Annotated in this window: 26 protein-coding genes; 11 read left to right on the top strand and 15 right to left on the bottom strand. The window is 72.6% G+C overall.

Annotation, left to right across the window (positions count from 1 at the left end):
• Positions 1-132 precede the first annotated feature (132 nt).
• Positions 133-903, top strand: coding sequence for a DeoR/GlpR family DNA-binding transcription regulator (locus L7N97_RS02505; RefSeq protein ID WP_237476800.1), 771 nt, complete (start codon positions 133-135; stop codon positions 901-903).
• Between the two features lie 10 nt (positions 904-913).
• On the top strand, positions 914-2,083 hold the full coding sequence (locus tag L7N97_RS02500; protein WP_237476799.1) for an MFS transporter: 1,170 nt from the start codon (positions 914-916) through the stop codon (positions 2,081-2,083).
• Here the strand turns inward: L7N97_RS02500 and L7N97_RS02495 are convergent.
• Positions 2,047-2,622, bottom strand: coding sequence for a Smr/MutS family protein (locus L7N97_RS02495; protein WP_237476798.1), 576 nt, complete (start codon positions 2,620-2,622; stop codon positions 2,047-2,049). The two genes, L7N97_RS02500 and L7N97_RS02495, sit on opposite strands and share 37 nt — an antisense overlap.
• A 19-nt stretch (positions 2,623-2,641) precedes the next feature.
• The gene (locus tag L7N97_RS02490; protein WP_237476797.1) at positions 2,642-3,388 is read right to left on the bottom strand and encodes a Tim44/TimA family putative adaptor protein; all 747 of its coding nucleotides are present in this window, start codon (positions 3,386-3,388) and stop codon (positions 2,642-2,644) included.
• Between the two features lie 192 nt (positions 3,389-3,580).
• On the opposite strand from L7N97_RS02490, the gene L7N97_RS02485 reads away from it, so the two are divergent.
• The 4 genes from L7N97_RS02485 to L7N97_RS02470 all read left to right on the top strand — a co-directional run bounded on the left by L7N97_RS02485 (position 3,581) and on the right by L7N97_RS02470 (position 5,719).
• Positions 3,581-4,030 (top strand): FxsA family protein, encoded by a 450-nt coding sequence (locus tag L7N97_RS02485; protein ID WP_237476796.1) that lies wholly within the window; start codon positions 3,581-3,583, stop codon positions 4,028-4,030.
• On the top strand, positions 4,027-4,590 hold the full coding sequence (locus L7N97_RS02480) for a peroxiredoxin (RefSeq protein WP_237476795.1): 564 nt from the start codon (positions 4,027-4,029) through the stop codon (positions 4,588-4,590). The genes L7N97_RS02485 and L7N97_RS02480 overlap by 4 nt, the downstream gene beginning before the upstream one ends.
• A gap of 86 nt (positions 4,591-4,676) precedes the next feature.
• Positions 4,677-5,162: a protein-export chaperone SecB gene (gene secB / locus L7N97_RS02475; protein WP_237476794.1), complete on the top strand. Its 486-nt coding sequence runs from the start codon at positions 4,677-4,679 to the stop codon at positions 5,160-5,162.
• Positions 5,163-5,188: 26 nt separating this feature from the next.
• Positions 5,189-5,719, top strand: coding sequence for a gamma carbonic anhydrase family protein (locus L7N97_RS02470; protein WP_237476793.1), 531 nt, complete (start codon positions 5,189-5,191; stop codon positions 5,717-5,719).
• A 31-nt stretch (positions 5,720-5,750) separates the two neighbouring features.
• Here the strand turns inward: L7N97_RS02470 and L7N97_RS02465 are convergent, their stop codons facing one another.
• The 9 genes from L7N97_RS02465 to L7N97_RS02425 all read right to left on the bottom strand — a co-directional run bounded on the left by L7N97_RS02465 (position 5,751) and on the right by L7N97_RS02425 (position 15,963).
• Positions 5,751-7,994, bottom strand: a complete 2,244-nt coding sequence (locus L7N97_RS02465; RefSeq protein WP_237476792.1) for a xanthine dehydrogenase family protein molybdopterin-binding subunit — start codon at positions 7,992-7,994, stop codon at positions 5,751-5,753.
• A gap of 11 nt (positions 7,995-8,005) precedes the next feature.
• Positions 8,006-9,022 carry an FAD binding domain-containing protein gene (locus L7N97_RS02460; RefSeq protein ID WP_237476791.1) on the bottom strand — a complete coding sequence of 339 codons (1,017 nt, stop codon included), beginning with the start codon at positions 9,020-9,022 and terminating at the stop codon, positions 8,006-8,008.
• On the bottom strand, positions 9,019-9,546 hold the full coding sequence (locus tag L7N97_RS02455) for a (2Fe-2S)-binding protein (protein ID WP_428980951.1): 528 nt from the start codon (positions 9,544-9,546) through the stop codon (positions 9,019-9,021). Before L7N97_RS02455 ends, L7N97_RS02460 begins: the two co-directional genes overlap by 4 nt.
• A 196-nt stretch (positions 9,547-9,742) precedes the next feature.
• Positions 9,743-10,303: a DUF4142 domain-containing protein gene (locus L7N97_RS02450; protein WP_237476790.1), complete on the bottom strand. Its 561-nt coding sequence runs from the start codon at positions 10,301-10,303 to the stop codon at positions 9,743-9,745.
• A 99-nt stretch (positions 10,304-10,402) separates the two neighbouring features.
• A complete protein-coding gene (gene fghA, locus L7N97_RS02445) occupies positions 10,403-11,242 on the bottom strand; it encodes an S-formylglutathione hydrolase (protein ID WP_237476789.1) in 840 nt (279 codons plus the stop codon).
• 64 nt (positions 11,243-11,306) lie between these two features.
• Positions 11,307-12,149: a hopanoid biosynthesis-associated protein HpnK gene (gene hpnK, locus L7N97_RS02440; protein ID WP_237476788.1), complete on the bottom strand. Its 843-nt coding sequence runs from the start codon at positions 12,147-12,149 to the stop codon at positions 11,307-11,309.
• Positions 12,150-12,297: 148 nt separating this feature from the next.
• Positions 12,298-13,722 (bottom strand): hopanoid biosynthesis associated radical SAM protein HpnJ, encoded by a 1,425-nt coding sequence (hpnJ, locus tag L7N97_RS02435; RefSeq protein WP_237476787.1) that lies wholly within the window; start codon positions 13,720-13,722, stop codon positions 12,298-12,300.
• Positions 13,722-14,885, bottom strand: a complete 1,164-nt coding sequence (hpnI, locus tag L7N97_RS02430; RefSeq protein ID WP_255721840.1) for a bacteriohopanetetrol glucosamine biosynthesis glycosyltransferase HpnI — start codon at positions 14,883-14,885, stop codon at positions 13,722-13,724. The genes hpnJ and hpnI overlap by 1 nt, the downstream gene beginning before the upstream one ends.
• Before the next feature lie 49 nt (positions 14,886-14,934).
• The gene (locus tag L7N97_RS02425; RefSeq protein WP_237476786.1) at positions 14,935-15,963 is read right to left on the bottom strand and encodes a flippase-like domain-containing protein; all 1,029 of its coding nucleotides are present in this window, start codon (positions 15,961-15,963) and stop codon (positions 14,935-14,937) included.
• Between the two features lie 163 nt (positions 15,964-16,126).
• Between L7N97_RS02425 and L7N97_RS02420 the strand changes: the two genes are divergently transcribed.
• The 5 genes from L7N97_RS02420 (at position 16,127) to rpoN (ending at position 21,103) form a co-directional block, all read left to right on the top strand.
• On the top strand, positions 16,127-16,741 hold the full coding sequence (locus L7N97_RS02420) for a ribonuclease D (protein WP_237476785.1): 615 nt from the start codon (positions 16,127-16,129) through the stop codon (positions 16,739-16,741).
• A gap of 130 nt (positions 16,742-16,871) precedes the next feature.
• Positions 16,872-17,603 carry an LPS export ABC transporter periplasmic protein LptC gene (lptC, locus tag L7N97_RS02415; RefSeq protein ID WP_237476784.1) on the top strand — a complete coding sequence of 244 codons (732 nt, stop codon included), beginning with the start codon at positions 16,872-16,874 and terminating at the stop codon, positions 17,601-17,603.
• Positions 17,600-18,361, top strand: a complete 762-nt coding sequence (lptA, locus tag L7N97_RS02410) for a lipopolysaccharide transport periplasmic protein LptA (RefSeq protein ID WP_237476783.1) — start codon at positions 17,600-17,602, stop codon at positions 18,359-18,361. Before lptC ends, lptA begins: the two co-directional genes overlap by 4 nt.
• 41 nt (positions 18,362-18,402) lie before the next feature.
• Positions 18,403-19,437 (top strand): LPS export ABC transporter ATP-binding protein, encoded by a 1,035-nt coding sequence (lptB, locus tag L7N97_RS02405; RefSeq protein WP_237476782.1) that lies wholly within the window; start codon positions 18,403-18,405, stop codon positions 19,435-19,437.
• A gap of 136 nt (positions 19,438-19,573) precedes the next feature.
• Positions 19,574-21,103: an RNA polymerase factor sigma-54 gene (gene rpoN / locus L7N97_RS02400; protein ID WP_237476781.1), complete on the top strand. Its 1,530-nt coding sequence runs from the start codon at positions 19,574-19,576 to the stop codon at positions 21,101-21,103.
• Positions 21,104-21,129: 26 nt separating this feature from the next.
• Here the strand turns inward: rpoN and L7N97_RS02395 are convergent, their stop codons facing one another.
• From L7N97_RS02395 to L7N97_RS02380, 4 genes are all read right to left on the bottom strand, one after another.
• The gene (locus L7N97_RS02395; protein ID WP_237476780.1) at positions 21,130-21,969 is read right to left on the bottom strand and encodes an aldo/keto reductase; all 840 of its coding nucleotides are present in this window, start codon (positions 21,967-21,969) and stop codon (positions 21,130-21,132) included.
• Positions 21,970-22,015: 46 nt separating this feature from the next.
• Positions 22,016-23,905, bottom strand: a complete 1,890-nt coding sequence (locus L7N97_RS02390) for a potassium transporter Kup (protein ID WP_237482006.1) — start codon at positions 23,903-23,905, stop codon at positions 22,016-22,018.
• A gap of 211 nt (positions 23,906-24,116) precedes the next feature.
• Positions 24,117-24,818 (bottom strand): ABC transporter ATP-binding protein, encoded by a 702-nt coding sequence (locus L7N97_RS02385; protein ID WP_237476779.1) that lies wholly within the window; start codon positions 24,816-24,818, stop codon positions 24,117-24,119.
• A gap of 70 nt (positions 24,819-24,888) precedes the next feature.
• Positions 24,889-25,209 (bottom strand): EthD family reductase, encoded by a 321-nt coding sequence (locus tag L7N97_RS02380; RefSeq protein ID WP_237476778.1) that lies wholly within the window; start codon positions 25,207-25,209, stop codon positions 24,889-24,891.
• Between the last annotated feature and the right edge of the window lie 45 nt (positions 25,210-25,254).

Raw genomic sequence — 25,254 nt, 5'->3', positions numbered from 1 at the left:
CTCTCGGCTGCCGCCGCACCCCGCGCGGGGGCTGTCCCTCGCCGCAGATCCGGGCACAGGCCCCACACGAAATGACAATCTTGCACAATCGTGCATCTTCGTGCATGGGCTGGCGCGAGATTGGAGCGCGCCATGCCGACCCTGCCTGACGAGCGCCAGGCCGCCATCCTCGACCGCCTGACGCGCGAGGGCCGCGTCCTCGCGGCCGACCTCGCGGCCGAGTTCGACACCTCCGAGGACACGATCCGCCGCGACCTGCGCGACCTCGCCGCCGCGGGCCGCTGCCGGCGCGTCTACGGCGGGGCGCTGCCGCCGTCGCCCGCCGGCGGCCCGGTGTCGCGCCGCAACGCCGTCGCGCCGGACGCCAAGCGCGCGCTCGGCCGCGCCGCCGCCACGCTGGTCGAGCCCGGCTGGACCGTGCTGATCGATTCCGGCTCCACCAACCTGCGCATCGCCGAAGCCCTGCCGGCCGACCGCGACCTCACCGTCGTGACCAACGCGCCCGCCGTCGCAGCCGTGCTGGCGGGGCGGCCGCGCTGCGCGCTGGTGGTGCTGGGCGGGCGGGTGCACCCCGCCATCGGCGCCGCCTTCGGGCCGCGCGCCCTGCGCGATCTCGAGGGCATCTGGGCCGACATCGCCTTCGTGGGCGCCTGCGGCCTCGCGGCCGGGCCGGGCCTCACCGTCTTCGACGCCGAGGAGGCCGAGTTCAAGCGGTGTCTCCTCCGGGTCAGCGCCCGCGCAGCCGTGGCGATGACGGCCGACAAGCTCGGCACCGCCGCTCCCTTCGGGATCGGCCCCGCCGCGGACCTCCACCACCTCGTCGTCGAGGCCGGCCTGCCCGAGGCGGCGCTCGACGGCCTCGCCGGACCGCGGCTCCGCGTCCTCCGCGCCGACCCTGCCTGAGATCACCCGCATGACCGTCCTGTCCCGATCGCTCGGCGACGCCCGCTGGAGCGAGCGCGCCGCCATCCTCGCCGTCTTCCTGCAGCTCGGCCTCTTCGCCGGCGCCTGGGCGGCGGCGCTGCCGGCGGTGAAGTCCGGGCTCGCCCTGTCGGACCGGGCCATCGGCCTCGCGCTGCTGACCTTCGCGGGCGGCTCGCTCGTGTCCACGCTGGCGACGGGCGCGCTGTCGGCGCGGGTCGGCACGCGCCGCGCGATCCGCATCGGCGTCGTCGCGACCGCGATCACGATGGTGCTCCCCGCCTTCGCGCGCTCGCTCCTGGAACTCGCGCTCGCGACGGCCTCCATGGGCGTCGCCATGGGCCTGCTCGACGTGTCGATGAACGGCGCCGCCGGCGCGCTGGAGGAGCGCTGGGGGGCGCCGCTGATGTCCTCGTTCCACGGCGCCTTCAGCCTCGGCGGCCTGGGCGGGGCCGCGCTCGGCGGCGCGCTCGCGGGCGCGGACCTCGGCGCGCTCGGCCAGCTCGGCGTCGCGGGCGCGGTGGCGCTGACGGTCGGCGCCGCCGCGGCGCCCTTCCTCGGCGCCGACGCGCCCGCCTCCGGCGCGGGCGGCCCGGCCCTCGCGCTGCCGGGCCGCAGGCTGCTCGGCCTCGGCGTCGTCGCGGCCTTCTGCTTCATGGTCGAGGGCGCCATGGGCGACTGGAGCGCCATCTACCTCGACACGGTGGCGGGCAGCGGCCTCGCCCTCGCGTCCGCCGGATATGCCGGCTTCTCGATCGCCATGGCGGGGGTGCGCTTCGCCGGCGACGGTGCCGTCGCGCGCCTCGGCGCCCGCGCCGTGCTGGTCGGCGGCGGGCTGCTCGCGGGGGCCGGCCTGCTGCTGGCCGTGCTCGTGCCCGTCCCGCTCGTCGCGGCGGTCGGCTTCGGCCTCGTCGGCCTGGGGCTCGGCAACGTCGCGCCGGTGGCCTTCAGCGCCGCGGCGCGCACGGGCTCGGTGCCGGCGGCGGGCGTCGCCCCCGTGGCGACGGTGGGCTACGCCGGCTTCCTGCTCGGGCCGCCGGTCATCGGCTTCCTGTCCGGCGCCGCGGGCCTGCGGGCCGCGCTCGCCTGCCTAGTCGTCGCGACGGCGGTCGTGGCGGCGGTGGGCTACGGCGCCGCCGAGGGCCGCCGCAGCCGAACGTAGAGCGCGCCCGCGCCGCCGTGCCCGATCGAGGCCTCCTCGAAGCCGATCACGACCTGCCGCAGGGCGCCGTCGCGCAGCCAGGACGGCACGGCGCGGCGCAGCACGCCGGGCTCGACCGCGTCGGCGCGGGGGTGGTAGCGCTCGCGCATGCCCTTGCCGGTCACCACGATCACGAGGCGCGCCCCGTCCCGCTGCGAGCGCAGGATGAAGTGGTGCAGGGCCGAATGGGCCTGGGCCTGCGTCATGCCGTGGAGGTCGAGCACGCCCTCGACCGGCACGCGGCCGATCGCGACCTTGCGCTTGTAGCGGCGCTCCAGCCCGACCGGCGGAGGCTTCGGCACCGACACGGGCGGGCGGTAGCTCGGCGCGTGGAACACCCGCGGCGCGGCGACGGGCTTCTCCGGGGCGGGCGCGGTCTGCGCCGGCGGGAGCGAGGGCTCCGGCTGCGCGGGCAGCGCCGCCCCGTCGCGGGGCGTCACGGAAGCGGCGACGCGCCGCCAGATCTCGATCTCGGCCCCGGACAGGCGGCGGATGCGCATGGCGTGGGCCGACGCGCGCTCAGGCGCCGGCTTCGGTGGCGACGAGCCGCCAGTTGGGGTCGCGGGCGTCGGTCTCGCGGGCGAAGGTCCACAGGTCGAACACGTCCGCCACCTGGTCGGGCGCGCCCTCGACCACGGCGCCGTCGCGCCCGCGCGTGACGGTGATCATCTTGGACTGGAAGCGGATCGTCACCTGCGCGGTGCGGCCGCGCAGCTGCGCGTCGTGGACCAGCGACCGCTCGGTCGACACGAAGGTGGTCTCGTTCTTCTCGCCGCGCTCCTCGCGGGCCGAGATGGCGGCGTTGAAGCCCTCGTAGACGTCCTTGGCGAGCAGCGGCTTCAGGGCCGCGCGGTCGCCGGCGGCGAAGCCCGTGACGATGATCTCGTAGGCGCCCCGCGCGCCCTGCATGAAGCTGTTCGGCTCGAAGGAGCGGTCGGCCTCGGCGATGCGGGACAGGCCGTCGAGCGCGCGCGAGCCCGGCTCGACGTGGTCGCGCCAGGCCGCGGCGGGATCGACGGCGGCCGGCTCGACCGCGCGCGACTCCCCGCGCTGCAGCGGGATCACCTGGCCCGGCCCGCGGCCGGGCTCGGGCTTGGCGGCGTCGCGGCCGGACTTGCCCTCGCGCAGCTTGCGGCGTGCCTCGAAGGGGTCGAACGGCGGCCGCTCGTTGCCGGTGCGGGTCCCCAGGACCGAGCGGAGCTTCCACACCACGAAGATCGCCAGCACGGCGAAGATGACGATCGACGGATCGAAGGACTGGTGCATGGATCGGGGCCTCGCCGGCGCGTCGGGACGCGCGTTGCGCAGGCGCGCGGGGGCGCCCATATTCACGATCGAATGTGGGTGCGCCGCCCGCGATGTCCACGCCTGCCCGCGCGCAAGCGTGTGGACGGCGCGGCGATGGCGCCGCTTTTCGGGGCTCTCACGCCTGCGACGTCCACGCCGGAGGCTCGTTTCATGCTGCGCCGCCAGAACATCGGAACCCTGCTGCTGCTCGGCCTCGTGGCCGAGGTGGCGGCCTTCGTCGCCGTGGTGGACTGGCTCGGCGCGGGCCCGGCCGTGCTGCTCGGCATCGGCTCGACGCTGCTCGGGCTGGCGCGGCTGCGCCAGGTCGGCACCGCGTCGCTGATGGGCCTGCGCGCCGCCGCGGCCGGCCAGCCGCCGCGCGAGGACGGCTTCGCCGACGGGGCGCTCAGCACCGCCGGCGCCGTGCTGCTGATCCTGCCGGGCTTCATCACCGACGCGATCGGCCTGGCCCTGATGGCGCCGACGGCGCGCGAATGGGTGATGGGGCGCATCGGCGTGCGCGCGCTGTCGCCCACCGCGCGCCGCCCGGCCGGCGGCCCGCGCACCATCGACCTCGAAGCGCAGGACTGGACGCGGCTCGACCGGTCGCGCCCGTCGTGAGCGTCGACACGCCGGACTGGTCCCGCATCCCGGCGCCCGCGGACGACGGCGCCGCCGCGCACCTCGATGGGCTGGCGGTTCCCCCAGTGCCGCTGCCGGCCACAGACGGGACGGTGGTGGACCTGTCGCGCCTGCCGGGCCGCGCGGTGGTCTACGCCTATCCGCGCACCGGCCGGCCGGGCGTCGACAACCCGGACGGCTGGGACATGATCCCCGGCGCGCGGGGCTGCACGCCGCAGTCCTGCGCCTTCCGCGATCACTTCGCCGACCTCCGTGCCCTCGGGGTCGATCACCTGTTCGGCCTGTCGGCGCAGGACACCGCCGACCAGCGCGAGGCCGCCGAGCGGCTGCACCTGCCGTTCCCGCTCCTGTCCGACGCGGACGGCGCGCTCGCCGCGGCGCTGCGGCTTCCGACGATGACCGTCGACGGCATGACCCTTCTGAAGCGCCTCACGCTGGTGATCGAGGGCGGCGCGATCCTCCGCGTCTTCTACCCCGTGTTCCCGCCGGACCGCAGCGCCTCGGACGTCCTGGACTGGCTGTCGAACCCCCGGAGTTGAGGGTCTGCTTCGCTTGTCGGCCCACGCCGAAGCGTGATACCCGCGGCGCTGCACCGGCCCGCGCGGCCGCGAAGAGGATGGAAACGATGGCCGAGCAGAACGGGAACGGGCAGGGCAACCCGGGGCAGGGCGGCCCGCAGCTCAACGCCCTCGCGCAATACATCAAGGACCTGTCGTTCGAGAACCCGAACGCGCCGAACTCGCTCGGCCCGCAGGAGAACGGCCCCAACATCGCCATCCAGGTCAACGTCAACGCCAAGCAGCTGTCCGAGACGGACTTCGAGGTCAGCCTGTCGCTCGAAGGCTCGGCCGGCGAGGGCGCCGGCACGCTGTTCAAGTTCGAGCTGGACTACGCGGGCGTGTTCCGCGTCGCCGGCATCCCGAACGACCAGGTGCACCCGGTCGTGATGATCGAGTGCCCGCGGCTGCTGTTCCCCTTCGCGCGCCAGATCGTCGCCGACTCGGTCCGCAACGGCGGCTTCCCGCCCCTCTACATCGACCCGATCGACTTCGCCGGCCTGTACCGGCAGCGCATGAGCGAAGCCTCGCCGCCGCCGGCCAACATGGCCTGACGCGGCGCAGGCGCGGGGAGGGCGGCATGGCGGTCTACGCGCTCGGCTCGCACGAGCCCTCCCTGCCGGAGGACGGCCGGTTCTGGGTCGCGCCCGGAGCCCACGTGGTCGGGGACGTGACGCTCGGCGAGGACGTCGGCGTCTGGTTCAACGCCTCGATCCGCGGCGACCGTGCCCCGATCCGCATCGGCGCCCGCTCCAACGTGCAGGAAGGGGCGGTGCTGCACGCCGATCCCGGCTTCCCGCTCACGATCGGCGAGGGCGTCACGGTCGGCCACAGGGCGATCGTCCACGGCTGCACGGTCGGCGACAACAGCCTGATCGGCATGGGCGCCATCGTGCTGAACGGCGCCCGCATCGGCGCGAACTGCCTCGTCGGCGCCGGGGCGCTGGTCACCGAGAACAAGTCTTTCCCGGACGGCAGCCTGATCGTCGGAAGCCCGGCCCGCGCCGTGCGCCAGCTCGACGAGGCCGCGATCGAGGGCCTGCGCCGCTCCGCCCGGACCTACGTCGACAACCTCCGCCGCTTCCGCGCCGAGTTGAGGCCGCTCGACTGACGGGGCGGGCCCGCGCCCGCCCCGTCCGCTCTCAGGCGTCCAGCAGCTTGTCGATGGTGATCGGCAGGTCGCGCACCCGCTTGCCGGTCGCGTGGTAGATGGCGTTGGCCACCGCCGCGCCCGTGCCCACGATGCCGATCTCGCCGAGGCCCTTCACGCCGATGGGGCTGGCCTTGTCGTCCGGCTCGTCGACGAAGATCACGTCGATGGCGCCGATGTCGGCGTTCACCGGCACGTGATACTCGCCGAGGTTGTGGTTCATGAATCGCCCGAGGGTGTGGTCGAGCATGGCCTCCTCGTGCAGCGCCGAGCCGATCCCCATCACCACGCCGCCGAGGATCTGGCTGCGGGCGGTCTGGAGGTTCAGGATCCGGCCCGCCGCGACCGCGCTCACCACGCGGGTGACGCGCACGACGCCGAGCTCCTCGTCGACCTTGACCTCCACGAAGCAGGCGCTGTGCGTGTAGGCGGCGAAGCGCATCTGCTGGATCATCGACGGCGCCGCCGTCTCCTCGGCCTCGACTTTGCCCTCGTTGGAGGACGCGATCGCGTCGACCAGCGACACGGACCGCGACGGGTCGTTGGTGACGACGATGCGTCCGTCGCGGAAGGTGACGTGGTCGAGGTCCTGGTTGGCGAGCGGCGAGCCGTCGAGCTGGCGGGCGAGCTTGAACACCTTCTCGCGCACCGTCTCGCAGGCCATCTGCACGGCGGAGCCCGCCGAGGCCGCGGTCCAGGAGCCGCCTTCCAGGGGCGAGTAGGGCAGCGACGTGTCGCCGAGCTTCGCCGTCACGTCCTCCATCCGCAGGCCGAGCGCTTCCGCGGCGAGCTGCGTCAGGATCGTGTAGGTGCCGGTGCCGATGTCCGCCGAGGCGGTCGCGACCTCGAGCCTGCCGTCGCCCGTGAGGGTCGCGCGGGCCGAGGTCTTCTGCATCATGGCTTCCCACACGCCGGTCGCCATGCCCCAGCCCACGAGCTCGCGCCCGTCCGTCATGGAGCGCGGGCGCGCGTCGCGCTTCGACCAGCCGAAGCGCTCCGCGCCCTGCAGGTAGCAGTCGCGCAGGGCCTTCGAGGTCAGCTTCTTGTTGGTGTTCTGGTCGCGGTCGGCGACGTAGTTGCGCAGGCGCAGCTCGACGGGGTCGACCCCCGTCGCGTAGGCGAGCTCGTCCATCGCGGCTTCGAGCGCGTAGACGCCCAGGACGGCGCCAGGCGCCCGCATGTCGGAGGGCGTGTAGGTGTCGAGCTTGGCGAGCTCGTAGGAGAAGCGGGTGTTGGCGCAGTCGTAGAGCAGGCCGGACCAGTTGACCGTGTTCTCCTGGTAGTCCTCGAAGGTCGAGGTCTCCTGCACGGCGTCGTGCATGATCGCGGTCAGCTTGCCGTCGGCCTCGGCGCCGAGCGACACAGTCTGGATCGCCAGCGGCCGGTGGCCGAAGGTGAACATCTGGTCGCGCGTCAGCACCACGCGCACGGAGCGCTCGAGGTCGAGCGCCGCCAGCACGGCCAGGAAGAGCTGGTACTGCGGGCGCAGGCCCGAGCCGAAGCCGCCGCCCACGAACGGGCTGATGCAGCGCACCTGCTCCTTGGACAGGCCGAACACCCCGGTCACATAGCTCTGGGTGTTGGTGACGCCCTGGATCTTGTCGTGGACGGTGATGTTGCCGCCGCCCTCCCAAACGACCGTGGTGGCGTGGGGCTCCATCGGGTTGTGGTGCTCGACCGCGACCCGGTATTCCTGACGCACCTGCACGGGCGCCGACGCGAAGGCCTCGTCAGCGTGGCCGCGGGGCTTCGGCGGCGGGTCGATGCCGGCGCGCTTCTTCGGCGGATCGTAGCTCTCGCCGCGCTCGGCGTCGAGGTCGGTCCGGGGCGCCTCGGCGTCGTAGGACACCTCGACCAAGGAGGCCGCGTAGGTCGCGGTCTCGAAGTCGCGGGCCAGCACCAGCGCGACCGGCTGGCCGGAGAACATGATCTTGTCGGAATGGAGCGCCCGGAAGGGATGGCCGGGAGGCGCCACCTCGTCGCGATAGGACGAGTCGAGCCAGGCCGTGCGCGGCCGGTTTTGGTGCGTGTAGATCTTGACGACCCCCGGCACGGCTTCGGCCGCGGAGGCGTCGATCTTCGTGATCCGCCCCTTGGCGATGGCGCCCGAGACGACGGCGCCGTGCAGCAGGTCGGCCGCGGCGAACTCCGCCGCGTAGCGGGCGCCGCCCGTCACCTTGAGGCGGCCGTCGACGCGCCGCTGGGCGGTGCCGACGAGTTTCTGCGATGTGCTCATCTGCGGGGATCTCACTGCACGCGCTTGTCGACCTGGGACTGCGGGGTGCCGGCAGCCGCCTGGGACAGGGCGCGGATGATGGCCTTGCGGGCGAGGCCGATCTTGAAGCCGTTCTCGCTCCGGCCCACCGCCGGCGCGAGGATCTGGTCGGCGACGGCCGCGAAGCTGTCGACGCCGGCAGTCCGGCCGACGAGGGCGGCCTCGGCCGACTCGTCGCGCCAGGGCTTGTGGGCCACGCCGCCGAGCGCGATGCGGGCCTCCGTCACGGTGCCGCCGTCGAGCTTCAACGCCGCCGCGACCGACACCAGCGCGAAGGCGTAGGACTGCCGGTCGCGCAGCTTGAGGTAGGTGTGGTGCGCGCCGTAGTCCTGCGCCGGCAGGTCGACCGAGACGATGATCTCGTCGGACTTCAGGGTGGTTTCCACCTGCGGCGTGTCGCCGGGCAGGCGGTGGAACTCCGCGAAGGGGATGTCGCGCGCGCCGGACGGCCCCTCGACATGCACCGTGGCGCCGAGCGCCGCCAGGGCCACGCACATGTCGGACGGGTGGGTGGCGATGCACTTGTCCGACGTGCCGAGGATGGCGTGGATGCGGTTCACGCCCTCGACGGCCGGGCAACCCGTGCCGGGCTCGCGCTTGTTGCAGGGCGTGCCGGTGTCGTAAAAATAGTAGCAGCGGGTGCGCTGCAGCAGGTTGCCGCCCGTCGAGGCCGCGTTGCGGAGCTGCGCCGAGGCGCCGGCCAGGATGGCCGAGGACAGCAGCGGAAAGCGCGCCTGCACGCGCTCGTCGTAGGCGAGCCGGCTGTTCGACACGAGCGCGCCGATGCGCAGACCGCCATCGGCTCCCTCTTCGATGTCGGTCAGCGGCAGGCGCGAGATGTCGACGACCGTGGTGGGCCGCTCGACGTCGTATTTCATCAGGTCGAGCAGGTTGGTGCCGCCCGCGATGAAGCGCGAGCGCGAGTCGGCCGCCTTGGCGCGCAGCGCATCGGCGACCGTGGTGGCGCGGACGTACTCGAAGCGGTTCATTCCGCGGCCTCCAGGTGGCGGGCCGCCTTGGCGTCGACCACGTGCTTCACGGCCTCGACGATGTTCGGGTAGGCGCCGCAGCGGCAGATGTTGCCGCTCATCGCCTCGCGGATCTCCTCCGCCGTGTGGGCGTGGCCCTCGTTGATCAGGCCGATGGCCGAGCAGATCTGCCCCGGCGTGCAGTAGCCGCACTGGAAGGCGTCGTATTCGATGAAGGCGTCCTGCACGGGGTGGAGGTTGCCGCCCTCGGACAGGCCCTCGACCGTGCGGATGTCCGCGCCGTCCTTCATCACCGCGAGGGTGAGGCAGGCGTTGATGCGCTGGCCGTCCACCAGAACCGTGCAGGCGCCGCACTGCCCGTGGTCGCAGCCCTTCTTGGTGCCGGTGAGGCCCATGTGGTTGCGCAGGGCGTCGAGCAGCGTCGTCCAGGGGGCGAGTTCGACCGTGGTGGGCGCGCCGTTCAGCGTGAAGCTGACGGGGATCTTCACCATCCCGACGGGATGGGACGCGGGTGAGGAGCTCATGCCGTCCATCATGCTGTGGTGGAAGGCGCTTCAGCGTCACATACGCCCAGATCCGCCCGGCGGACCATCGGCCTTCCTTCGATGGGCAAACCGGACGTAACTTGGATTGGTTCCAGGGAGCGGCACGGCGGCGCAGGCACGAAAAAGGCGCCGCGGCGGGAGCCGGCGGCGCCTGCGATTCGAAGCGGTCGCGCTGTCACATGTTGTCGGACGGCGCGGGCGCCATGTGGGCCTGCAGGGAACGGAAGTGGGCGAGGTGGTCCTCGACCTCGGGCAGCGTCGAGGCTTCGTAGCGCAGGAGCGGCGCGTAGCTGCCCTGCACGGCGTAATCCTGCATCTGCTGCGCCGTCATGGCGTGCCCGGCCACCTGGTCGTCGACGTAGGCCCTGTCGAAGGCCGCGCCGTCGAGGGTGGCGAGGTTGGCCAGCATGTCGGCCGTCATCGGCGTCTCGACCGGCGAGGCGCCGCCCAGGTAATCGGCGTAGCTCGCGGCGCCGAGCAGCTTGCGCTCCGCGGCCGTGTGGCTCTGGATCATCCAGCGCGCCATGTCGCGCACCGCGGGATCGCGGCTCTTGCGCAGGGCGAGCTGCGACGAGCGGATCTCGAAGGTGTTCGAGGCCGCGGCCCGGCCGGCGAACTGCCGGTCGATCGGCGAGGCCGTGCCGCCGGCCGGCGTGGCGTAGACGGGATCCTGGGCGAGGGCGGCCGAGGACAGGAGGGCGAGGCCGAGCGCGCCGGCCAGGGTGGCGAGTTTCATGGGAGCGGTCCGATGTCGTGCGTCCGCCGCGCGGCGCATCCTGGACGCCGAAAGCCCCTCACCCGACGCGGGTTCCCCGACTGATCCGCAACTCTGGGATCACAGACCCAGCCGGGCCGCGTGCCAGCGCAGGTGGTCGGCGATGAAGCTCGCGATGAAGAAGTAGGAATGGTCGTAGCCGTTTCGCCTGTTCAGGGTCAGCGCCATGCCGGCGCCGCGGCAGGCCTCCTCCAGCAGGTCCGGCTTGAGCTGTTCCGTCAGGAAGGGGTCGGCGGTGCCCTGCTCGACCAAGATCTCTGGCAGGCGGGCGCCGTCGGCGATCAGGGCGCAGGCGTCGTAGGCGCGCCAGGCCGCGCGGTCCGCGCCGAGGTAGCGCGACAGGGCCTTCTCGCCCCAGGGGCAGTTCATCGGCGACACGATGGGCGAGAAGGCCGACACGGCGCGGAAGCGGTCCGGGTCGCGCAGCGCCATCGTGAGCGAGCCGTGCCCGCCCATCGAATGGCCGGAGATCCCCTGCCGGCCCATGTCGAGCGGCAGCGCGTCCCCGAGCAACTCGGGCAACTCGCCTTCGAGGTAGGCGCGCATGCGGTAGTTCGACGACCAGGGCGCTTCCGTGGCGTCGAGGTAGAAGCCGGCGCCCTTGCCGAAGTCGTAGGCCTCGTCGTCCGGCACGCCCTCGCCGCGCGGGCTGGTGTCGGGCGCCACCAGGGCGAGGCCGAGATCGGCCGCCAGGCGCTGCGCGCCGGCCTTCTGCGTGAAGTTGTCCTCCGTGCAGGTGAGGCCGGACAGGAACCAGAACACCGGCACCGGTCCGCGCTCCGCCTGCGGGGGCAGGAACACGGCGACCCGCATCGGCGTGCCGGTCGCGGCGGAGTCGTGCTTGAAGGTGACCTGCCGCCCGCCGAAGCAGCGGGTTTCCGACACGGTGTCGAGGCTCATGGGACGCTCCCGGGCGAGGTGTTCGCCGCTCCCCGATAGAGCGCCCATGCGCCTCGCGGCAAGCTCAGGCGAGATCGCCGTAGCCGCAGAGCGCGGCCCCGCTCCGGCGCGCCGCCGTGATCACGCGCGGCGAGATCAGGGCGTCGAGCTCCTCGCGGTAGCGGTAGCCGAGGGCCGCGCCGGGGTAGTCGCCGTCGAGCGCCGGGTGCGTGTAGATCTCGGTGACGCCGTCGGGCAGCCTGTCGAGCAGGCCGGCGACCCGCGCTTCCGTCATGGCTCCGGTCCAGGACAGGCCGAAGACCTGGGCAGGCACCGCGCAGCCGGCGCGCCGCATCCGCGCGCCGAGCAGCCGCGTCCACGGCGCCGTGACGGCCGGCAGCGCGCGGGGCGAGCCGGGCTCGACGGCGCGCACGATCCCCGCCGGCTCGGCCGGGATGCGGACCGAGCGCATGCCGTGGCGGCGCCCGACCCGGATCATCGCCGACGCCACGGTCGGGTGCAGGTGGAAGTGCTGGTGCGCGTCGACGTGGTCGAGCGGCAGGCCCGTCGCCGCGTAGGCGGCGAACTGCGCCTCGACCTCGCGGAGGAGCTGCCGGCGCATGCGGGGTGAGAAGAACAGTTCGGCGCCGAAGCGCGCCGTGTCGCGCCGGAACCAGCCGTCCGGCCCGACGAGACTCGGCACCTCCGCCGCCGGCAGGGCGGGGCGGGCCTCGACGAGCGCGAGGTGAAGGCCGACACGGAGCCCCGGGTTGCGGCGCGCGACCGCAACCGCTTCGACGGCCGCGGGCGCCGCCACCATCAGGCTCGCGGCCGTGAGGATCCCATCCCGGTGGGCGCGCTCGACCGCGGCGTTCACCTGGGGCGAGAGGCCGAAGTCGTCGGCGGTGACGATGAGGTGCTTGGGCATGGTGCGTGCCCCTTCTCCCGCTCGCGGGAGAAGGTGTCGACGCGGAGCGGCGACGGATGAGGGGAGGCCCGAGCGACGCGGTTCCCCTCATCCGACCGAGCTTCGCCCGGCCACCTTCTCCCGTTTCACGGGAGAAGGAAGCCTCGGCTCAAGCGGCTTCCTTGCGGTCGCGCAGGAAGCGGAAGAACTCGACGCCCTCGCGCAGGCGGCGCTTCATCATCTCGGGGCTCCGCACCATCTCGCCGACGATCGAGGCGATCTTCGGGGCGCGAAAGTAGAAGCGCCGGTAGAAGTCCTCGACCGAGGTGAAGATCTCGGTGTGGTTGAGGTGCGGGTAGGACAGCGGGGCGATCTGCGTGCCGCCGTCCGTCAGCAGGTCCTGCGTCTCGTCGTAGAGCCAGCCGTTCTCCTTGGCCTGCTTGTAGAGGTAGGTGCCGGGGTAGGGCGCCGCCAGCGAGATCTGGATCGTGTGAGGGTTGATCTCCTTGGCGAAGTTGATCGTCTCCTCGATCGTCTCCTTCGTCTCGCCCGGCAGGCCGAGGATGAAGGTGCCGTGGATGACGATCCCGAGCTCGTGGCAGTCCTTGGTGAAGCGGCGCGCCACCTCGGTGCGCATGCCCTTCTTGATGTTGTGCAGGATCTGCTGGTTGCCGGACTCGTAGCCGACGAGCAGCAGGCGCAGGCCGTTGTCCTTCAGCACCTTGAGGGTCTCGCGCGGCACGTTGGCCTTGGCGTTGCAGGACCAGGTGATGCCGAGCTTGCCGATCTCCTTCGCCAGCGCCTCGACGCGCGGCAGGTTGTCGGTCAGCGTGTCGTCGTCGAAGAAGAACTCCTTGACCTGCGGGAAGGCGGCCCGCGCGTAGCGAAGCTCGTCCATCACGTGGCCGATCGAGCGGGTGCGGTAGTTGTGGCCGCCCACGGTCTGCGGCCACAGGCAGAAGGTGCAGCGGCTCTTGCAGCCGCGGCCCGTGTAGAACGACATGTAGGGGTGCTTGAGGTACCCGCCGAAGTAGTTCTCGATCTGCAGGTCGCGCTTGTAGACGGGCGTGACGAAGGGCAGCTCGTCCATGTTCTCGAGGATGCGGCGGTCGGCGTTGCCGACGATCACGCCGGAGCCGTTCCGGTAGGTGATGCCGTCGATCTTGGACCAGTCGCGGCCGTCGGCGACCTCCTTGATGGTGAAGTCGAACTCCTCGCGCGCCACGAAGTCGAGCGCCGTGCAGGCTTCGAGGCTCTGGTTTGGCTCGACCGCGACCTTGGCGCCGACGAGGCCGACCTTGAGGTCGGGCTTGAGGTCCTTGAGCATCCGCACGGTGCGGATGTCCTGGTCGAAGGACGGCGTCGAGGTGTGCATCACCACGAGGTCGTAGTCCTTGATCTGGGGCGCGATGTCGTCCCAGCGCAGGCGGTGGGGCGGCGCGTCGATCAGCTTGGAGTTCTCGACCAGCGCGGCCGGCTGGGCGAGCCAGGTCGGGTACCAGAAGGACTTCACCTCGCGCTTCATCTGGTAGCGCGCGCCGGCGCCGCCGTCGTAGCCGTCGAAGGAGGGAGCCTGGAGGAACAGAGTGCGCATCAAGAGCCTGCTTTGGGGGGCGCCGTCATCGAGCCGTCGGTCTGCAACGCGAAGCGATGCCCGCGCCAATCGATCGATCCGGGCCAGAAGCCGAGGAGGAAGACCAGGAAAGCCGCGTAGTCGCGGACGGGGCCGACAATAAGGCCATTCGTTCCGGTGTTCAGCGCCCGGTTCACGATAATCTGGAGCAGTAGCCGCGATGTCACAGCGGCGCCCAGCATCGCCAGGGCCGCGCCCGTGAGGGCCGGCGCGAAGCACGAGGCGGCGAGGGCCAGCGTCGCGAGCGGGATCGGGTGGGTGACGACCGAGCCGAGGAAGCCCGTGGGGTCGACCGAGCGGATCGTGCGCACCCAGCGCACCTCCTGGCGCAGCAGCGCGCCGAGGCTCGCGGTCGCGCAGGTGTGGCCGAGCACGAGGTCGGGCGGCACCGCCACGCCGAGCCCGAGCGCGCGGACGGCCTCGCCCACCGCGTAGTCGTCCGCGAGCCGGTCCTTGAGGGCGAGGAAGCCGCCGATGCGGTCCAGCGTGTCGCGCGTGAGCGCGATGGTGGAGCCGAAGCAGGGCTTGGCCAGGCCCAGCGCCATGCCGACCGCGACGTTGGGCAAGAAGTGGTGGTCGATCCAGCTCACGCCGAGCCGCGACCAGAGCCCCGGCACCGCCACGCCGCGGTACAGGCAGGTGACGGCGCCGATGCCGGGCTGCTCCAGGGCCGCGACGACGCGGGACAGGTAGTCGGGCCCGACCAGCATGTCGCTGTCGGCGAAGACGATCACCGGGTGGCGCGCGCGGTCCAGCATGTTGGCGAGGTTGGACACCTTGCCGTTGGTGCCGTGGCGGCGTCCGTCGACCACGAGGCGGATGTCGCGCTCCGGCAGCTCCGCCCGCAGCCGCTCGGCGGCCGGCACGGCGGCGTCCCCCGACTCCGCGACGCCGAAGATCACCTCGACGGGACCGGGATAGTCCTGAAGGCAGGCGGAGCGCAGGTTGCGGTCGAGGTCCGGCTCGTCGCCGTAGAGCGGCTTCAGCAGGCTGACGCCGGGCCAGCCGCCCGCGGGCGGTGCGGGGCGCCGGCGCGCTCCGCCGAGGTCGCGGGCCACCAGGGCGGCGGCGAGAAGCGCGTAAAGGCATCCGGCCCCGGCCAGGGCGAGCAGGAAGAGCGTCAGGATCGGGATGCGGGAAGGTCCTCGTCGGGAGGGGAGCCGCGGCGCGGCCTCACAGGCGCCGGGGCGCCGGGGCGCTCGGCTCGGACGGGCGGTGCGCGCCGAGGCTCGCGCCGCCCTTCAGCGCCCGGTGGCTTTCCAGCCACTGCCACACGCCGAGGCCGGGCAGCCCCAGCACCACCTCCGGGAAGCGCTTGGCGAGTGACAGGGCGATGGCATCCGGGGCCGGTATGCCGAACAGCGCGCAGAGCGCCACGAAGCCGGCCTCCTGCACGCCGATGCCGCCCGGCACCACGAAGGCGGCGCCCCGCACCGCCTGGCCCAGGCTCTCGATCACCAGAGCCGTGCTGTAGTGGACGGGCTGCCCCATGAAGTGCAGCGCGGTCCAAACCTCCAGCGTGCCGAAGAACCAGATTGCGAAATGCAGCGCGAAGACCGCCGCGAGGCGCCAGCGGCGCCGATAGATGCGCAGGAGGCGCTCGTTCAGGGCTTCGAGCCCGCCGCCGACCGCGGCCCACTGCGGGTCGTCGGTGAAGTGGCGCAGCGCGCGGTCGAGCAGGCGCGCGCCGCCGAAGCGCTGGGCCGCGAAGAAACCCGCGAGCGCGGGCCCCAGCATGGCGAGGCCGAGCCCCACCCAGCGCACGATGGGCCCGCCGCCCTCGACACCGGCCAGCAGGGCGAGGCCGATCAGCGTGAACACGAACTGCGTCGCGGTCTGGGCCAGGAGGTCGACCAGCACGGAGGCGGCGGCCAGGCTCTTCGGCACGCCCCAGAAGGTGAGGAGGCGCGCGCCCACGACCTCGCCGCCGACCTGCGCCACGGGCAGCAGGGCGTTCACGGACTCGCGCACCCAGCGGAGCAGCAGCGTCGCGCGCAGCGTCTCGGAATTCTGCCGGTCGAGCAGCAGCCACCAGCACACGGCCGCCCCGGCGGCCTCGCCCGCGCGCACCAAGGACACCGGCAGCACGCCCCACCCCACCGCCCGCACGGCCTCGAGGATCGGCTGCCAGCCGTAGAAGGCCACCAGCGCGACCGCGGCCGCGACCCCGACGGCGCTGGCGATGACGAAGGTCAGGCGCATGCTGGCTATGGTGGTCCCCGTCGCCCCGGACCGGGCGGCTGAGCGGTGTCCATAGCACGACGGCGGCCCCCGGCGTGAAGCCCGGAGCGGCTTCCGTTCCGGCGGCGGTCGGGGTTATGAGGGAGATCCCCGGCCCCGGCCGGCCCCGACCGCGAAAGCCGACATGGCCAACAGACTGCACAAGGGCGACCTGCCGCCCGACTACCGGGCCGGCACCAGCGTGGCCATCGACACCGAGACGCTGGGCTTGAAGCCGCACCGCGACCGGCTCTGCGTCGTGCAGCTGTCGACCGGCGACGGCTCCGCCGACCTCGTGCAGGTCGCCAAGGGCCAGACCGCGGCGCCGAACCTGCAACGCCTGCTGGCGGACCCGGCCGTGCTGAAGCTGTTCCACTTCGGCCGCTTCGACATCGCCGTGATGTTCAACGCCTTCGGCACGATGGCCGAGAACGTCTACTGCACCAAGATCGCGTCCAAGCTCGTGCGCACCTACACGGACCGGCACGGCCTGCGCGAGCTGTGCCGGGAGCTGCTCGGGGTGGACATCTCGAAGCAGCAGCAGTCCTCCGACTGGGGCGCCGACGCCCTCACCGACGCGCAGGTGAGCTACGCCGCCTCCGACGTGCTGCACCTCCATGCCCTCAAGGGGAGGCTCGACGCCATGCTGGAGCGCGAAGGTCGCGCCGCCGTGGCGCAGAGCTGCTTCGACTTCCTGCCGACGCGCTGCCGCCTCGACCTGATGGGCTGGCCGGACAGCGACATCTTCTCGCACGAGTAGCGGCGATCCCCATGGCGCGGGGAGCGCGCGACACGGTCGCGCAAGCCCGCCATGCGAAACCCGTGCCGCCGGCCACAACTCCGCCACGGCGGACGGGGATCATCGTGGCTCCCCGTGACAACGCGAGCGCATGACCGACATCGCCACTGCCCCCGGACGACCGCCCCGGCCTGAGATGCGGGCCGCGGCCCAGCCGCCCGACGCCGCAGGCCAGCGTCGCGACGCCTTCCGGGCGGCGGGCCGCCACACTGCGCGGGTGCGCCTCCTGCGCCGCCTCGTGCTGTCCGGCGCCGTGCTGGGCTCGGTAGCGGTGATCGCCTTCGCGTTCTTCAACCCGTTCCGCGCCGTGATCCCGGGCGTGTCGGTCGACGGCGTCGGCCTGTCCGGCAGCAAGGTGACGATGGAGCACCCGAAGCTGACCGGCTTCCGCTCGGACGGGCGCCCCTACGACCTCGTGGCGAGTTCCGCCGTGCAGGACGCCAAGACGCCGAGCCAGCTGGAGTTGCACGACATCGACGCCCACGTCACCATGGCGGACCGGAGCGTCGTCCACATCGTGTCCGCGGCGGGCCTCTACGACAGCTCCAAGGAGACGATGCAGCTCAAGAGCGCCATCCGCCTCACGAGCGACAAGGGCCTCGACGCCCACATGCAGAGCGCCTTCATCGAGTTCAAAACGGGCCTCGTCGACACGCGCGAGCCCCTCACCGTGGTCAACGGCACCGGCACGGTGACGGCCGACAGCATGCACATGACCGACAACGGCGCCCACGTGGTGTTCGAGGGCCACGTCCACACCACCGTGCTGCCGGCCTCGGCCGCCGCCACGACGACCGCCAGCCTGAAGGGGACGGGCCAGTGATCCGCCACGCCACGCATCGCGCGCTGCTCCTGTCCGCCGCGGCGCTGCTCGCCACGCCCGCGGTCGCGCAGGCCGCGAAGAAGCTGAAGAGCCCGACGGCCATCCCCTTCGTCGACGACGCGGCCAAGAAGCCGGCGCCCGCCGACGCGGCGCCCAAGAAGGCCGCGGGCGTGCCGCTGCTGCCCGGCAGCGGCTCCAAGGAGCCCGTCAACATCTCCGCCGACAAGCTCGACTTCCTCAACAAGGAGAACAGGCTGATTTACAGCGGCAACGTCGTCGTGGTGCAGGGCGACTCCACCATGAAGGCGTCGAAGCTCAACATCGACCTGCAGAGGGACGCGGCCGGCGGCGCCACCGCGCCGGCGACGCCGACCGACGGCGCCGCTCCGGCGGCGGGGAACAGCTCCGTGCGCCACATGGAGGCGGACGGCCCCGTGACGCTGATCTCCAAGGACCAGGTCGGCACCGGCAATCACGCCACCTACGACAAGGCCGAGAACAAGGTCTACCTCAACGGAAACGTGACGCTGAGCCAGGGCACCAACGTCACCCAGGGCGACCGGCTGATCTACGACATGACGTCCGGCCAGGCGCAGGTCTTCTCCGGCCAGACCAACGGCGGCCGCGTGTCGAGCGTCTTCACGCCTGGCAGCGGCGGCCCGCCCGGCGCCGCGGGCGCCCCCGCGCCGAAGTCGAAGCCGCGCCCGGCCAAGGGCGGCGGCGAGGCTGCGGCCCGCGACGCGGAGGCGACGCAGTGACGGCCTCCCGCGCGCGGCAGGCGAACGGGCTCGGCTGAACCGTGTCGCAGACCATCACGAAGCCGCGCGGGCTCCGCCGCCTGTTCGGGCGCGCCCCGGCCGAGCAGTCGCCCGAGCCGGCCCCGGCACCGCGCCGCGAGCCGGGGTTCGCGCCCTCGCCCCCAGACCCGGCCTGGGCGGAGGAGCCGCTCCCCGAGGACCTCGCCGACGGCGCCTGGCCCGACCCGGACATGGCGGAGGGGGGAGCCGCCTATGCGGACCGTGCCGACGCCGACGAGCAGGCGCCGGACGACGACTACGCGCGCGATCCCGCCTGGGACATGGCGCCGGGCACGCGGCGCGACCTGTCGCCCGAGGGCATGCTGGGCGTGTACAACCTCGGCAAGGCCTACAAGGGCCGCAAGGTCGTCCACGACGTGTCGATCAACGTGCGGCGCGGCGAGGCCGTGGGGCTGCTCGGGCCGAACGGCGCCGGCAAGACCACCGTCTTCTACATGATCACCGGCCTCGTGAAGCCCGACAAGGGCATGATCCAGCTCGAAGGGCACGACGTCACGGCGCTGCCCATGTATCGCCGCTCGCGCCTCGGCATCGGCTACCTGCCGCAGGAGGCCTCGATCTTCCGCGGCCTCAACGTCGAGGACAACATCCGCGCCGTGCTGGAGATCACGGTGCCGGACAGGAAGCAGCGCGACCGCGAGCTCGACCAACTGCTCGACGAGTTCTCCATCACCAGACTGCGCAAGTCGCCGTCGATCGCGCTGTCGGGCGGCGAGCGGCGCCGCTGCGAGATCGCCAGGGCGCTCGCCGGCCACCCGTCCTTCATGCTGCTCGACGAGCCCTTCGCCGGCATCGACCCGATCGCGGTCGGCGACATCCAGGACCTCGTGCGCCACCTCAAGCAGCGCGGCATCGGCGTGCTCATCACGGACCACAACGTGCGCGAAACGCTGGGCCTGATCGACCGCGCCTACATCATCCACTCGGGCCACGTGCTGACCGAGGGCACGGCCGACGAGATCGTCGCCCATCCCGACGTGCGCCGCCTCTACCTCGGGCAGGACTTCCGCATGTAGCGGGAGCGAGCCGAATGCAAAATCGGGGCCGAAACGCCGCAAGGCGGTTCCTTTACGCAAAACCATGATATGACGGACCGACGGCGCCGTCCGCAGGGACGCCGCCGCCGCGGCACGGCGTGGGAACGGGGACCGGATGGCGCTTTCGGCCAAGCTCGTGATGCGCCAGGGCCAGTCCCTGGTGATGACGCCGCAGTTGATGCAGGCGATCAAGCTCCTGCAGCTGTCGAATCTCGAGCTGGCGTCCTTCATCGAGGAGGAGCTGGAGCGCAACCCGCTGCTCGAGAGGGTCGACGAGGCCCACGACCCGCGCGAGCACGAGCCGTCCGCGGAAGCCGCGCCGAGCGGCGATCCCGCCGAGTCCGACTGGACCAGCGACGAGTTCGAGACCGACCGGGGCGCGCTGGAGTCCGGCCTCGGCACGGAGCTGGAGAACAGCTTCGACGGCGAGCGCGCCGGCCCCGTCGCGGACCCGGCCGGCGACATGGCGGGCCTGTCCGCCACCTCCTGGACCGGCGCGCCGCCCTCGGCCGAGGGCGAGGCGTCGAGCCTCGAGCGCTACGTCGCCTCGCGCCCCTCGCTGCACGACCACCTCGCCGACCAGCTCCACCTCGCCGTGGTCGACCCCGTCGACCGCCTGATCGGCCTGAGCCTGATCGACGCCGTCGACGAGGCCGGCTATCTGTCGGAGCCCCTCGACGCCGTCGCGGAGCGGCTCGGCGTCGCGCTCGCGCGCGTCGAGGCGGTGCTCGGCGTGGTGCACGGCTTCGACCCCACGGGCGTCGGCGCGCGCTCGCTGGCCGAGTGCCTCGCGCTGCAGCTCAAGGAGCGCGACCGCTTCGATCCCGCCATGGCGGCCCTGGTCGGCCACCTCGACCTCCTGGCGCGGCGCGACCACGCCGCGCTGCGGCGCATCTGCGGCGTCGACGACGAGGACCTGGCCGACATGGTGGGCGAGATCCGCCGGCTCGATCCCAAGCCCGGCCGCTCCTACGGCGGCGGTCCCGTGCAGACCGTGGTGCCGGACGTGACCGTGCGGGCGGCGCCCGACGGCTCCTGGCTGATCGACCTCAACACCGACGTGCTGCCCCGCGTCCTGGTCAACCAGACCTACCGGGCGCGCGTGGTGCGCGGGGCCAGCGACGCGGACCGGAGCTTCGTGGCCAACTGCCTGCAGACCGCCAACTGGCTGACGAAGAGCCTGGAGCAGCGGGCGCGCACCATCCTGAAGGTGTCGAGCGAGATCGTGCGCCAGCAGGACGCGTTCTTCGCCCACGGCGTCCAGCACCTGCGGCCGCTCAACCTCAAGGCCGTGGCGGACGCCATCGGCATGCACGAGTCGACCGTGTCGCGCGTGACGTCCAACAAATACATGGCGAGCCCGCGCGGCATCTTCGAGCTGAAATACTTCTTCACGGCCTCCATCGCCTCGACCATGAACGGCGCGGCCCATTCGGCCGAGGCGGTGCGCTTCCGCATCAAGCAGATGATCGAGGCCGAGACCCCGTCCGACGTGCTGTCGGACGACGCCATCGTGGCGAAGCTCAAGGCGGCCGACATCGACATCGCGCGGCGCACGGTCGCGAAATACCGGGAAAGCCTGCGCATCCCGTCCTCGGTGGAGCGGCGGCGCGAGAAGTCCGTGATGGCGCTGGCGGGACGCTGACCGTCAGCGCACGGGCGGCAGAGCCGTCACAGCATCTCCAGCGGCACCTTGCGGGCCGGGGCCGGGAAGGCGCGGTCGAGGTCGGCGAGGTCCGCGTCCGTGAGGCGCAGGTCCGCCGCGGCGCGGTTCTCCTCGACGTGGGCCACCGTGCCGGCCTTGGGGATCACGATCGTGTCCGGCCGGCGCAGCAGCCAGGCGAGCGCCACCTGCAGCCCGGTCGCGCCGTGGCGCGCCGCGACGGCGTCGAGCGCGGGATGGCCGAAGAGGCGCCCCTGCTCGACGGGGCTGTAGGCCATGGCCGGCATCGACAGCTTGTCGAGGAGCGGCAAGAGGTCGAACTCCGGGCCGCGGCGCGCGAGGTTGAGCAGGATCTGGTCGGTCGCGCAGCCGTCGCCGCCGGCGTCGAGAAGGTCCTCCAGGTCGTCGGCGTCGAAGTTGAACACGCCCCAGGCGGCGATCAGCCCCTCGTCGCGCAGCGCCTCCATGGCGTCCACGGTCTCGGCCAGGGGCACGCTGCCGCGCCAGTGCAGGAGGTAGAGGTCGAGGCGCTCGGCCTTGAGCCGCTTCAGGCTGCCCTCGCAGGCGCGCCTGAGCCGCGCGCGGCCGGCGTTCTGCGGGTAGGCCTTGGACACGAGGAAGAGCTGATCGCGCAGGCCCTCCAGCGCCTCGCCGAGGAAGGACTCGGTCGCGCCCTCGCCGTACATCTCGGCGGTGTCGATCAGCGTCAGGCCGCGCTCGATCCCGGCGCGCAGCGCGGCCGCCTCCTCGGCGCGGCGGTCGGGGTCCTCGCCCAGGCGCCACGTGCCCTGGCCCAGCGCCGGCACGCGCCGGCCGCCGGGCAGGGTGACGGTTCCGATCTCGCTCATGGTGAAGCCTCGCCGCTGGTGCGAGGCCCCAACGGGGCGAGCGCCTTCAGAGTTCGATCTCGAGCCCGAGCTCGACGGCCTGCGCCGTGGGGACGCCGAAATACACGGCCGTGTGCTCCGAGTTGCGCGCCATGAAGGCGAACAGCTTCTTGCGCCAGCGCGCGAAGCCGTCGCGGGCCCGCGACGGGATCACGGTCTCGCGGCCGACGATGTAGGTGATGTTCTCGGGATCGATGTCCTCCAGAAGGCCGCGGTCCAGCGCGAAGGCGAGGCCCTCCGGCACGGAGGGCGCCTCGTCGAAGCCGTAGGTGAGGATCAGCCGGTCGATGCCCTGGCCGAGCGGCACCACCTGGGCCCGCTTCTCCAGCGGCACGCGGGGGCGCTCGGTCGTCACGGCCGAGATCAGCAGCACGCGTTTCTGCACGGCGCGGTTGGTGCGCACGAAGTGGGACAGCGGCAGCGGCAGGCCGGTCGTGCCGGCGGACAGGTAGGCCGCGGAGGTGGGCAGGCGCAGCAGGCGCACCCCGGAGGCGTTGATGCCGCAGGCGTCGACGAGCTTCGACTCCGGCTCGCGCATCTCGGCGCGCTGCTTCTCCAGGAGGTGGTTGCCGCGCCGCCAGGTGAGCATCAGGAAGGCGACGACCAGCGCCAGAAGCAGCGGGAACCAGCCGCCTTCGAGCAGCTTCACGGCGTTGGCCGAGAAGAACACGAGGTCGATCAGGAAGAAGGCGCCGTTGACAGCCACAACGGCGACGGGCGGGAAGCCCCACTGGATCGCCACCAGCGCGGCCAGCACCGTGGTGATGGCCATCAGCGCCGAGACCGCGATGCCGTAGGCGCCCGCCAGCGCGTCCGACGAGCCGAAGGCCAGCACGGCGCCGAGCGTCGCCGCCGCGAGCAGCCAGTTGACCACCGGCAGGTAGATCTGCCCGATCTCCTCGGAAGCCGTGTGGACGAGGTGCATCTTGGGCAGGAAGCCGAGCTGGATCGACTGCTGGGTCAGCGAGAAGGCGCCCGAGATGATGGCCTGGCTGGCGATCACCGTTGCGGCGGTGGCGAAGACCACGAGCGGGTAGTGCAGCCAGTCGGGCGCGAGCTGGTAGAAGGGGTTGTCGATCGAGGCCGGCTCGGCGAGCAGCAGCCCGCCCTGGCCGAAATAGTTCAGCACGAGGCAGGGCAGCACCACGGCGAACCAGGACACGCGGATCGGCGTGGCGCCGAAATGGCCCATGTCGGCGTACATGGCCTCGCCCCCCGTCACGGCCAGGAAGGCCGCGCCGAGGATCGCGAAGGACACGGCCGGCCCGGCGTGGATCATGAATCCCAGCGCCGCCCAGGGATTGACCGCCTGGAGGATCTCCGGCGCCTTGGCGATGCCGTAGACGCCGAGGGCCGCCAGCACCGCGAACCACACCAGCATGATGGGCCCGAAGATTCGGCCGATGGAGCCCGTTCCGAAGCGCTGGGCCAGGAACAGGACGATCAGCACGACGATCGTGATGGGCAGCACGAAGGCAGCGAGCGACGGCGCGTCCACCTTCAGCCCCTCGACGGCGGACAGGACCGAGATGGCGGGCGTGATGGCGCCGTCGCCGTAGAGCAGCGCCGCGCCGATGAGGCCGAACACCAGCAGGCCCACCCGCCAAGTGCCGGGCTGGGCCTCGCGGGCGCGCAGCAGCGCCAGCATGGCGACGATGCCGCCCTCGCCGCGGTTGTCGGCCCGCATGATCAGGATGGCGTATTTGATCGACACGACCAGGATCAGCGACCACAGGATCACCGACACGGCGCCGATCACCGCCGCGGCCTCCGGCTGGGCGGCCGGCGCCATGGCGGCCTTCACGGCCTCCTTGAGGGCGTAGAGCGGGCTCGTGCCGATGTCGCCGTAGACGATGCCGAGCGCCCCGAGGGAGGCGGCGGCCCCGAACCGGTGCAGGCCCTAGTGCGCGCCGTCGTCGGCAGTGGATGGGCTTGCTTGGCCGTCGCCCTGATGAGCGCCCCCGTGCGCGATCTGCTGGCTCACGCGTCCTCCCCTCGTCCGTCACCCGGAGGGCTCGATTCGCCCTTTTATGCAATAGTTCGGCGACGGCGCCATCCTTCTGAGCGGCGTCTCACTCCGATTTCCGCCCCGCCGATCCGCGCGTCCCTCACAGCGCGTCCTCGTCGGCCATCGCGGCGGCGAGCGCCGCCGCGGCCTCGCCGCACAGCGCCGCATAGGCCGGCGTCGCGCGGAACGCCCGCGTGCGCCCGAGGCGGCCCGGCACGGCGAGCTCGGCCGCGGCGCGGCCGGGATGCGACGACATGACCACGACCCGGTCCGACAGGTAGACGCTCTCGCCGACCGAGTGGGTGACGAAGACCATCGTGGTGCCGAGCCCCGCGACCAGGCCCGCGAGGTCGTCGTTGAGGCGCAGGCGCGCGATCTCGTCGAGCGCCGCGAAGGGCTCGTCCATCAGCAGCAATCGAGGGCGCACCACCAGCGCGCGGGCGATCGACACGCGCATCCGCATGCCGCCGGACAGCTCCGCCGGCCGGTGGCGCGCGAAGGCGCCGAGCCCGACGCGCGCCAGCGCCTCCGCGACCCGGGGCGCCGCGTCGCCGCGGCGGACGCCGCGCAGGCGCAGCGGCAGGTACACGTTGTCGCCCGCCGTCGCCCAGGGCATCAGCGTCGCGTCCTGGAACACGTAGCCCACCTCGGGCCGCCCGCCCGCCCAGGCGATCCGCCCGGTCGTGGGGCGGTCGAGGCCGGCGAGGAGGCGCAGCACGGTCGACTTGCCGCAGCCGGACGGGCCGAGCAGCGACAGGACCTCGCCCTCGCGCAGGGCGAGGTCGAGGCCGTCGAGCGCCACGGTGCCGTTGGGGAAGCGCCGGCCGACGCCGTGCAGCGCGGCGAGCGGCGGGCCGGGCGGGGACAGCGGATCAGCCGTGGCCGACGGACTCGCCGATCAGGAACTGCGGCTTCAGCGTCGTGAAATTCGGCACGTCGCCGACCACCGGGCCGCCTTCCGCCCTCAGGGCGGCGGCGAAGCCCTCGGCGCTGCCGAACTCCAGCGTGGCCTTGACGCTGAACGGCGCGGGCTCGCCCGCCGGCGTGCCGGTGATGCGCTCGACGCGCCAGCCCGTCATGCCGTGGGCGCCGAAGCGCTCCTGCACCATCGGCATGTGCCGGCCGAGGTAGTAATCCATGTCGAAGGTCGCGTCTTCGGCGTTCGGGTACAAGACCGTGATGACCGCGCTCATGGTGATCCCCCCTGGTGTTCGGCGCAGTGTAGCCGCGATCGCGCC

It is taken from the genome of Lichenibacterium dinghuense (genome assembly GCF_021730615.1).
GTDB classification, from domain to species: Bacteria; Pseudomonadota; Alphaproteobacteria; order Rhizobiales; family Beijerinckiaceae; genus Lichenihabitans; species Lichenihabitans dinghuensis.
Note: the sequence above shows the minus strand (reverse complement) of the source record. Positions and strands in the feature narration are given on the sequence as shown.

What these genes read in the sequence shown, in the direction of transcription:
- L7N97_RS02490 (WP_237476797.1), bottom strand. Translation starts at nt 3,388, where the DNA reads ATGCACCAGTCCTTCGATCCGTCGATCGTCATCTTCGCCGTGCTGGCG.
- L7N97_RS02505 (WP_237476800.1), top strand. Translation starts at nt 133, where the DNA reads ATGCCGACCCTGCCTGACGAGCGCCAGGCCGCCATCCTCGACCGCCTG.
- L7N97_RS02500 (WP_237476799.1), top strand. Translation starts at nt 914, where the DNA reads ATGACCGTCCTGTCCCGATCGCTCGGCGACGCCCGCTGGAGCGAGCGC.
- lptC (WP_237476784.1), top strand. Translation starts at nt 16,872, where the DNA reads ATGACCGACATCGCCACTGCCCCCGGACGACCGCCCCGGCCTGAGATG.
- L7N97_RS02380 (WP_237476778.1), bottom strand. Translation starts at nt 25,209, where the DNA reads ATGAGCGCGGTCATCACGGTCTTGTACCCGAACGCCGAAGACGCGACC.
- L7N97_RS02460 (WP_237476791.1), bottom strand. Translation starts at nt 9,022, where the DNA reads ATGAACCGCTTCGAGTACGTCCGCGCCACCACGGTCGCCGATGCGCTG.
- secB (WP_237476794.1), top strand. Translation starts at nt 4,677, where the DNA reads ATGGCCGAGCAGAACGGGAACGGGCAGGGCAACCCGGGGCAGGGCGGC.
- L7N97_RS02470 (WP_237476793.1), top strand. Translation starts at nt 5,189, where the DNA reads ATGGCGGTCTACGCGCTCGGCTCGCACGAGCCCTCCCTGCCGGAGGAC.
- hpnK (WP_237476788.1), bottom strand. Translation starts at nt 12,149, where the DNA reads ATGCCCAAGCACCTCATCGTCACCGCCGACGACTTCGGCCTCTCGCCC.
- hpnJ (WP_237476787.1), bottom strand. Translation starts at nt 13,722, where the DNA reads ATGCGCACTCTGTTCCTCCAGGCTCCCTCCTTCGACGGCTACGACGGC.
- L7N97_RS02450 (WP_237476790.1), bottom strand. Translation starts at nt 10,303, where the DNA reads ATGAAACTCGCCACCCTGGCCGGCGCGCTCGGCCTCGCCCTCCTGTCC.
- rpoN (WP_237476781.1), top strand. Translation starts at nt 19,574, where the DNA reads ATGGCGCTTTCGGCCAAGCTCGTGATGCGCCAGGGCCAGTCCCTGGTG.
- L7N97_RS02395 (WP_237476780.1), bottom strand. Translation starts at nt 21,969, where the DNA reads ATGAGCGAGATCGGAACCGTCACCCTGCCCGGCGGCCGGCGCGTGCCG.
- L7N97_RS02485 (WP_237476796.1), top strand. Translation starts at nt 3,581, where the DNA reads ATGCTGCGCCGCCAGAACATCGGAACCCTGCTGCTGCTCGGCCTCGTG.
- fghA (WP_237476789.1), bottom strand. Translation starts at nt 11,242, where the DNA reads ATGAGCCTCGACACCGTGTCGGAAACCCGCTGCTTCGGCGGGCGGCAG.
- L7N97_RS02495 (WP_237476798.1), bottom strand. Translation starts at nt 2,622, where the DNA reads ATGCGCATCCGCCGCCTGTCCGGGGCCGAGATCGAGATCTGGCGGCGC.
- L7N97_RS02420 (WP_237476785.1), top strand. Translation starts at nt 16,127, where the DNA reads ATGGCCAACAGACTGCACAAGGGCGACCTGCCGCCCGACTACCGGGCC.
- L7N97_RS02455 (WP_428980951.1), bottom strand. Translation starts at nt 9,546, where the DNA reads ATGAGCTCCTCACCCGCGTCCCATCCCGTCGGGATGGTGAAGATCCCC.
- L7N97_RS02425 (WP_237476786.1), bottom strand. Translation starts at nt 15,963, where the DNA reads ATGCGCCTGACCTTCGTCATCGCCAGCGCCGTCGGGGTCGCGGCCGCG.
- L7N97_RS02465 (WP_237476792.1), bottom strand. Translation starts at nt 7,994, where the DNA reads ATGAGCACATCGCAGAAACTCGTCGGCACCGCCCAGCGGCGCGTCGAC.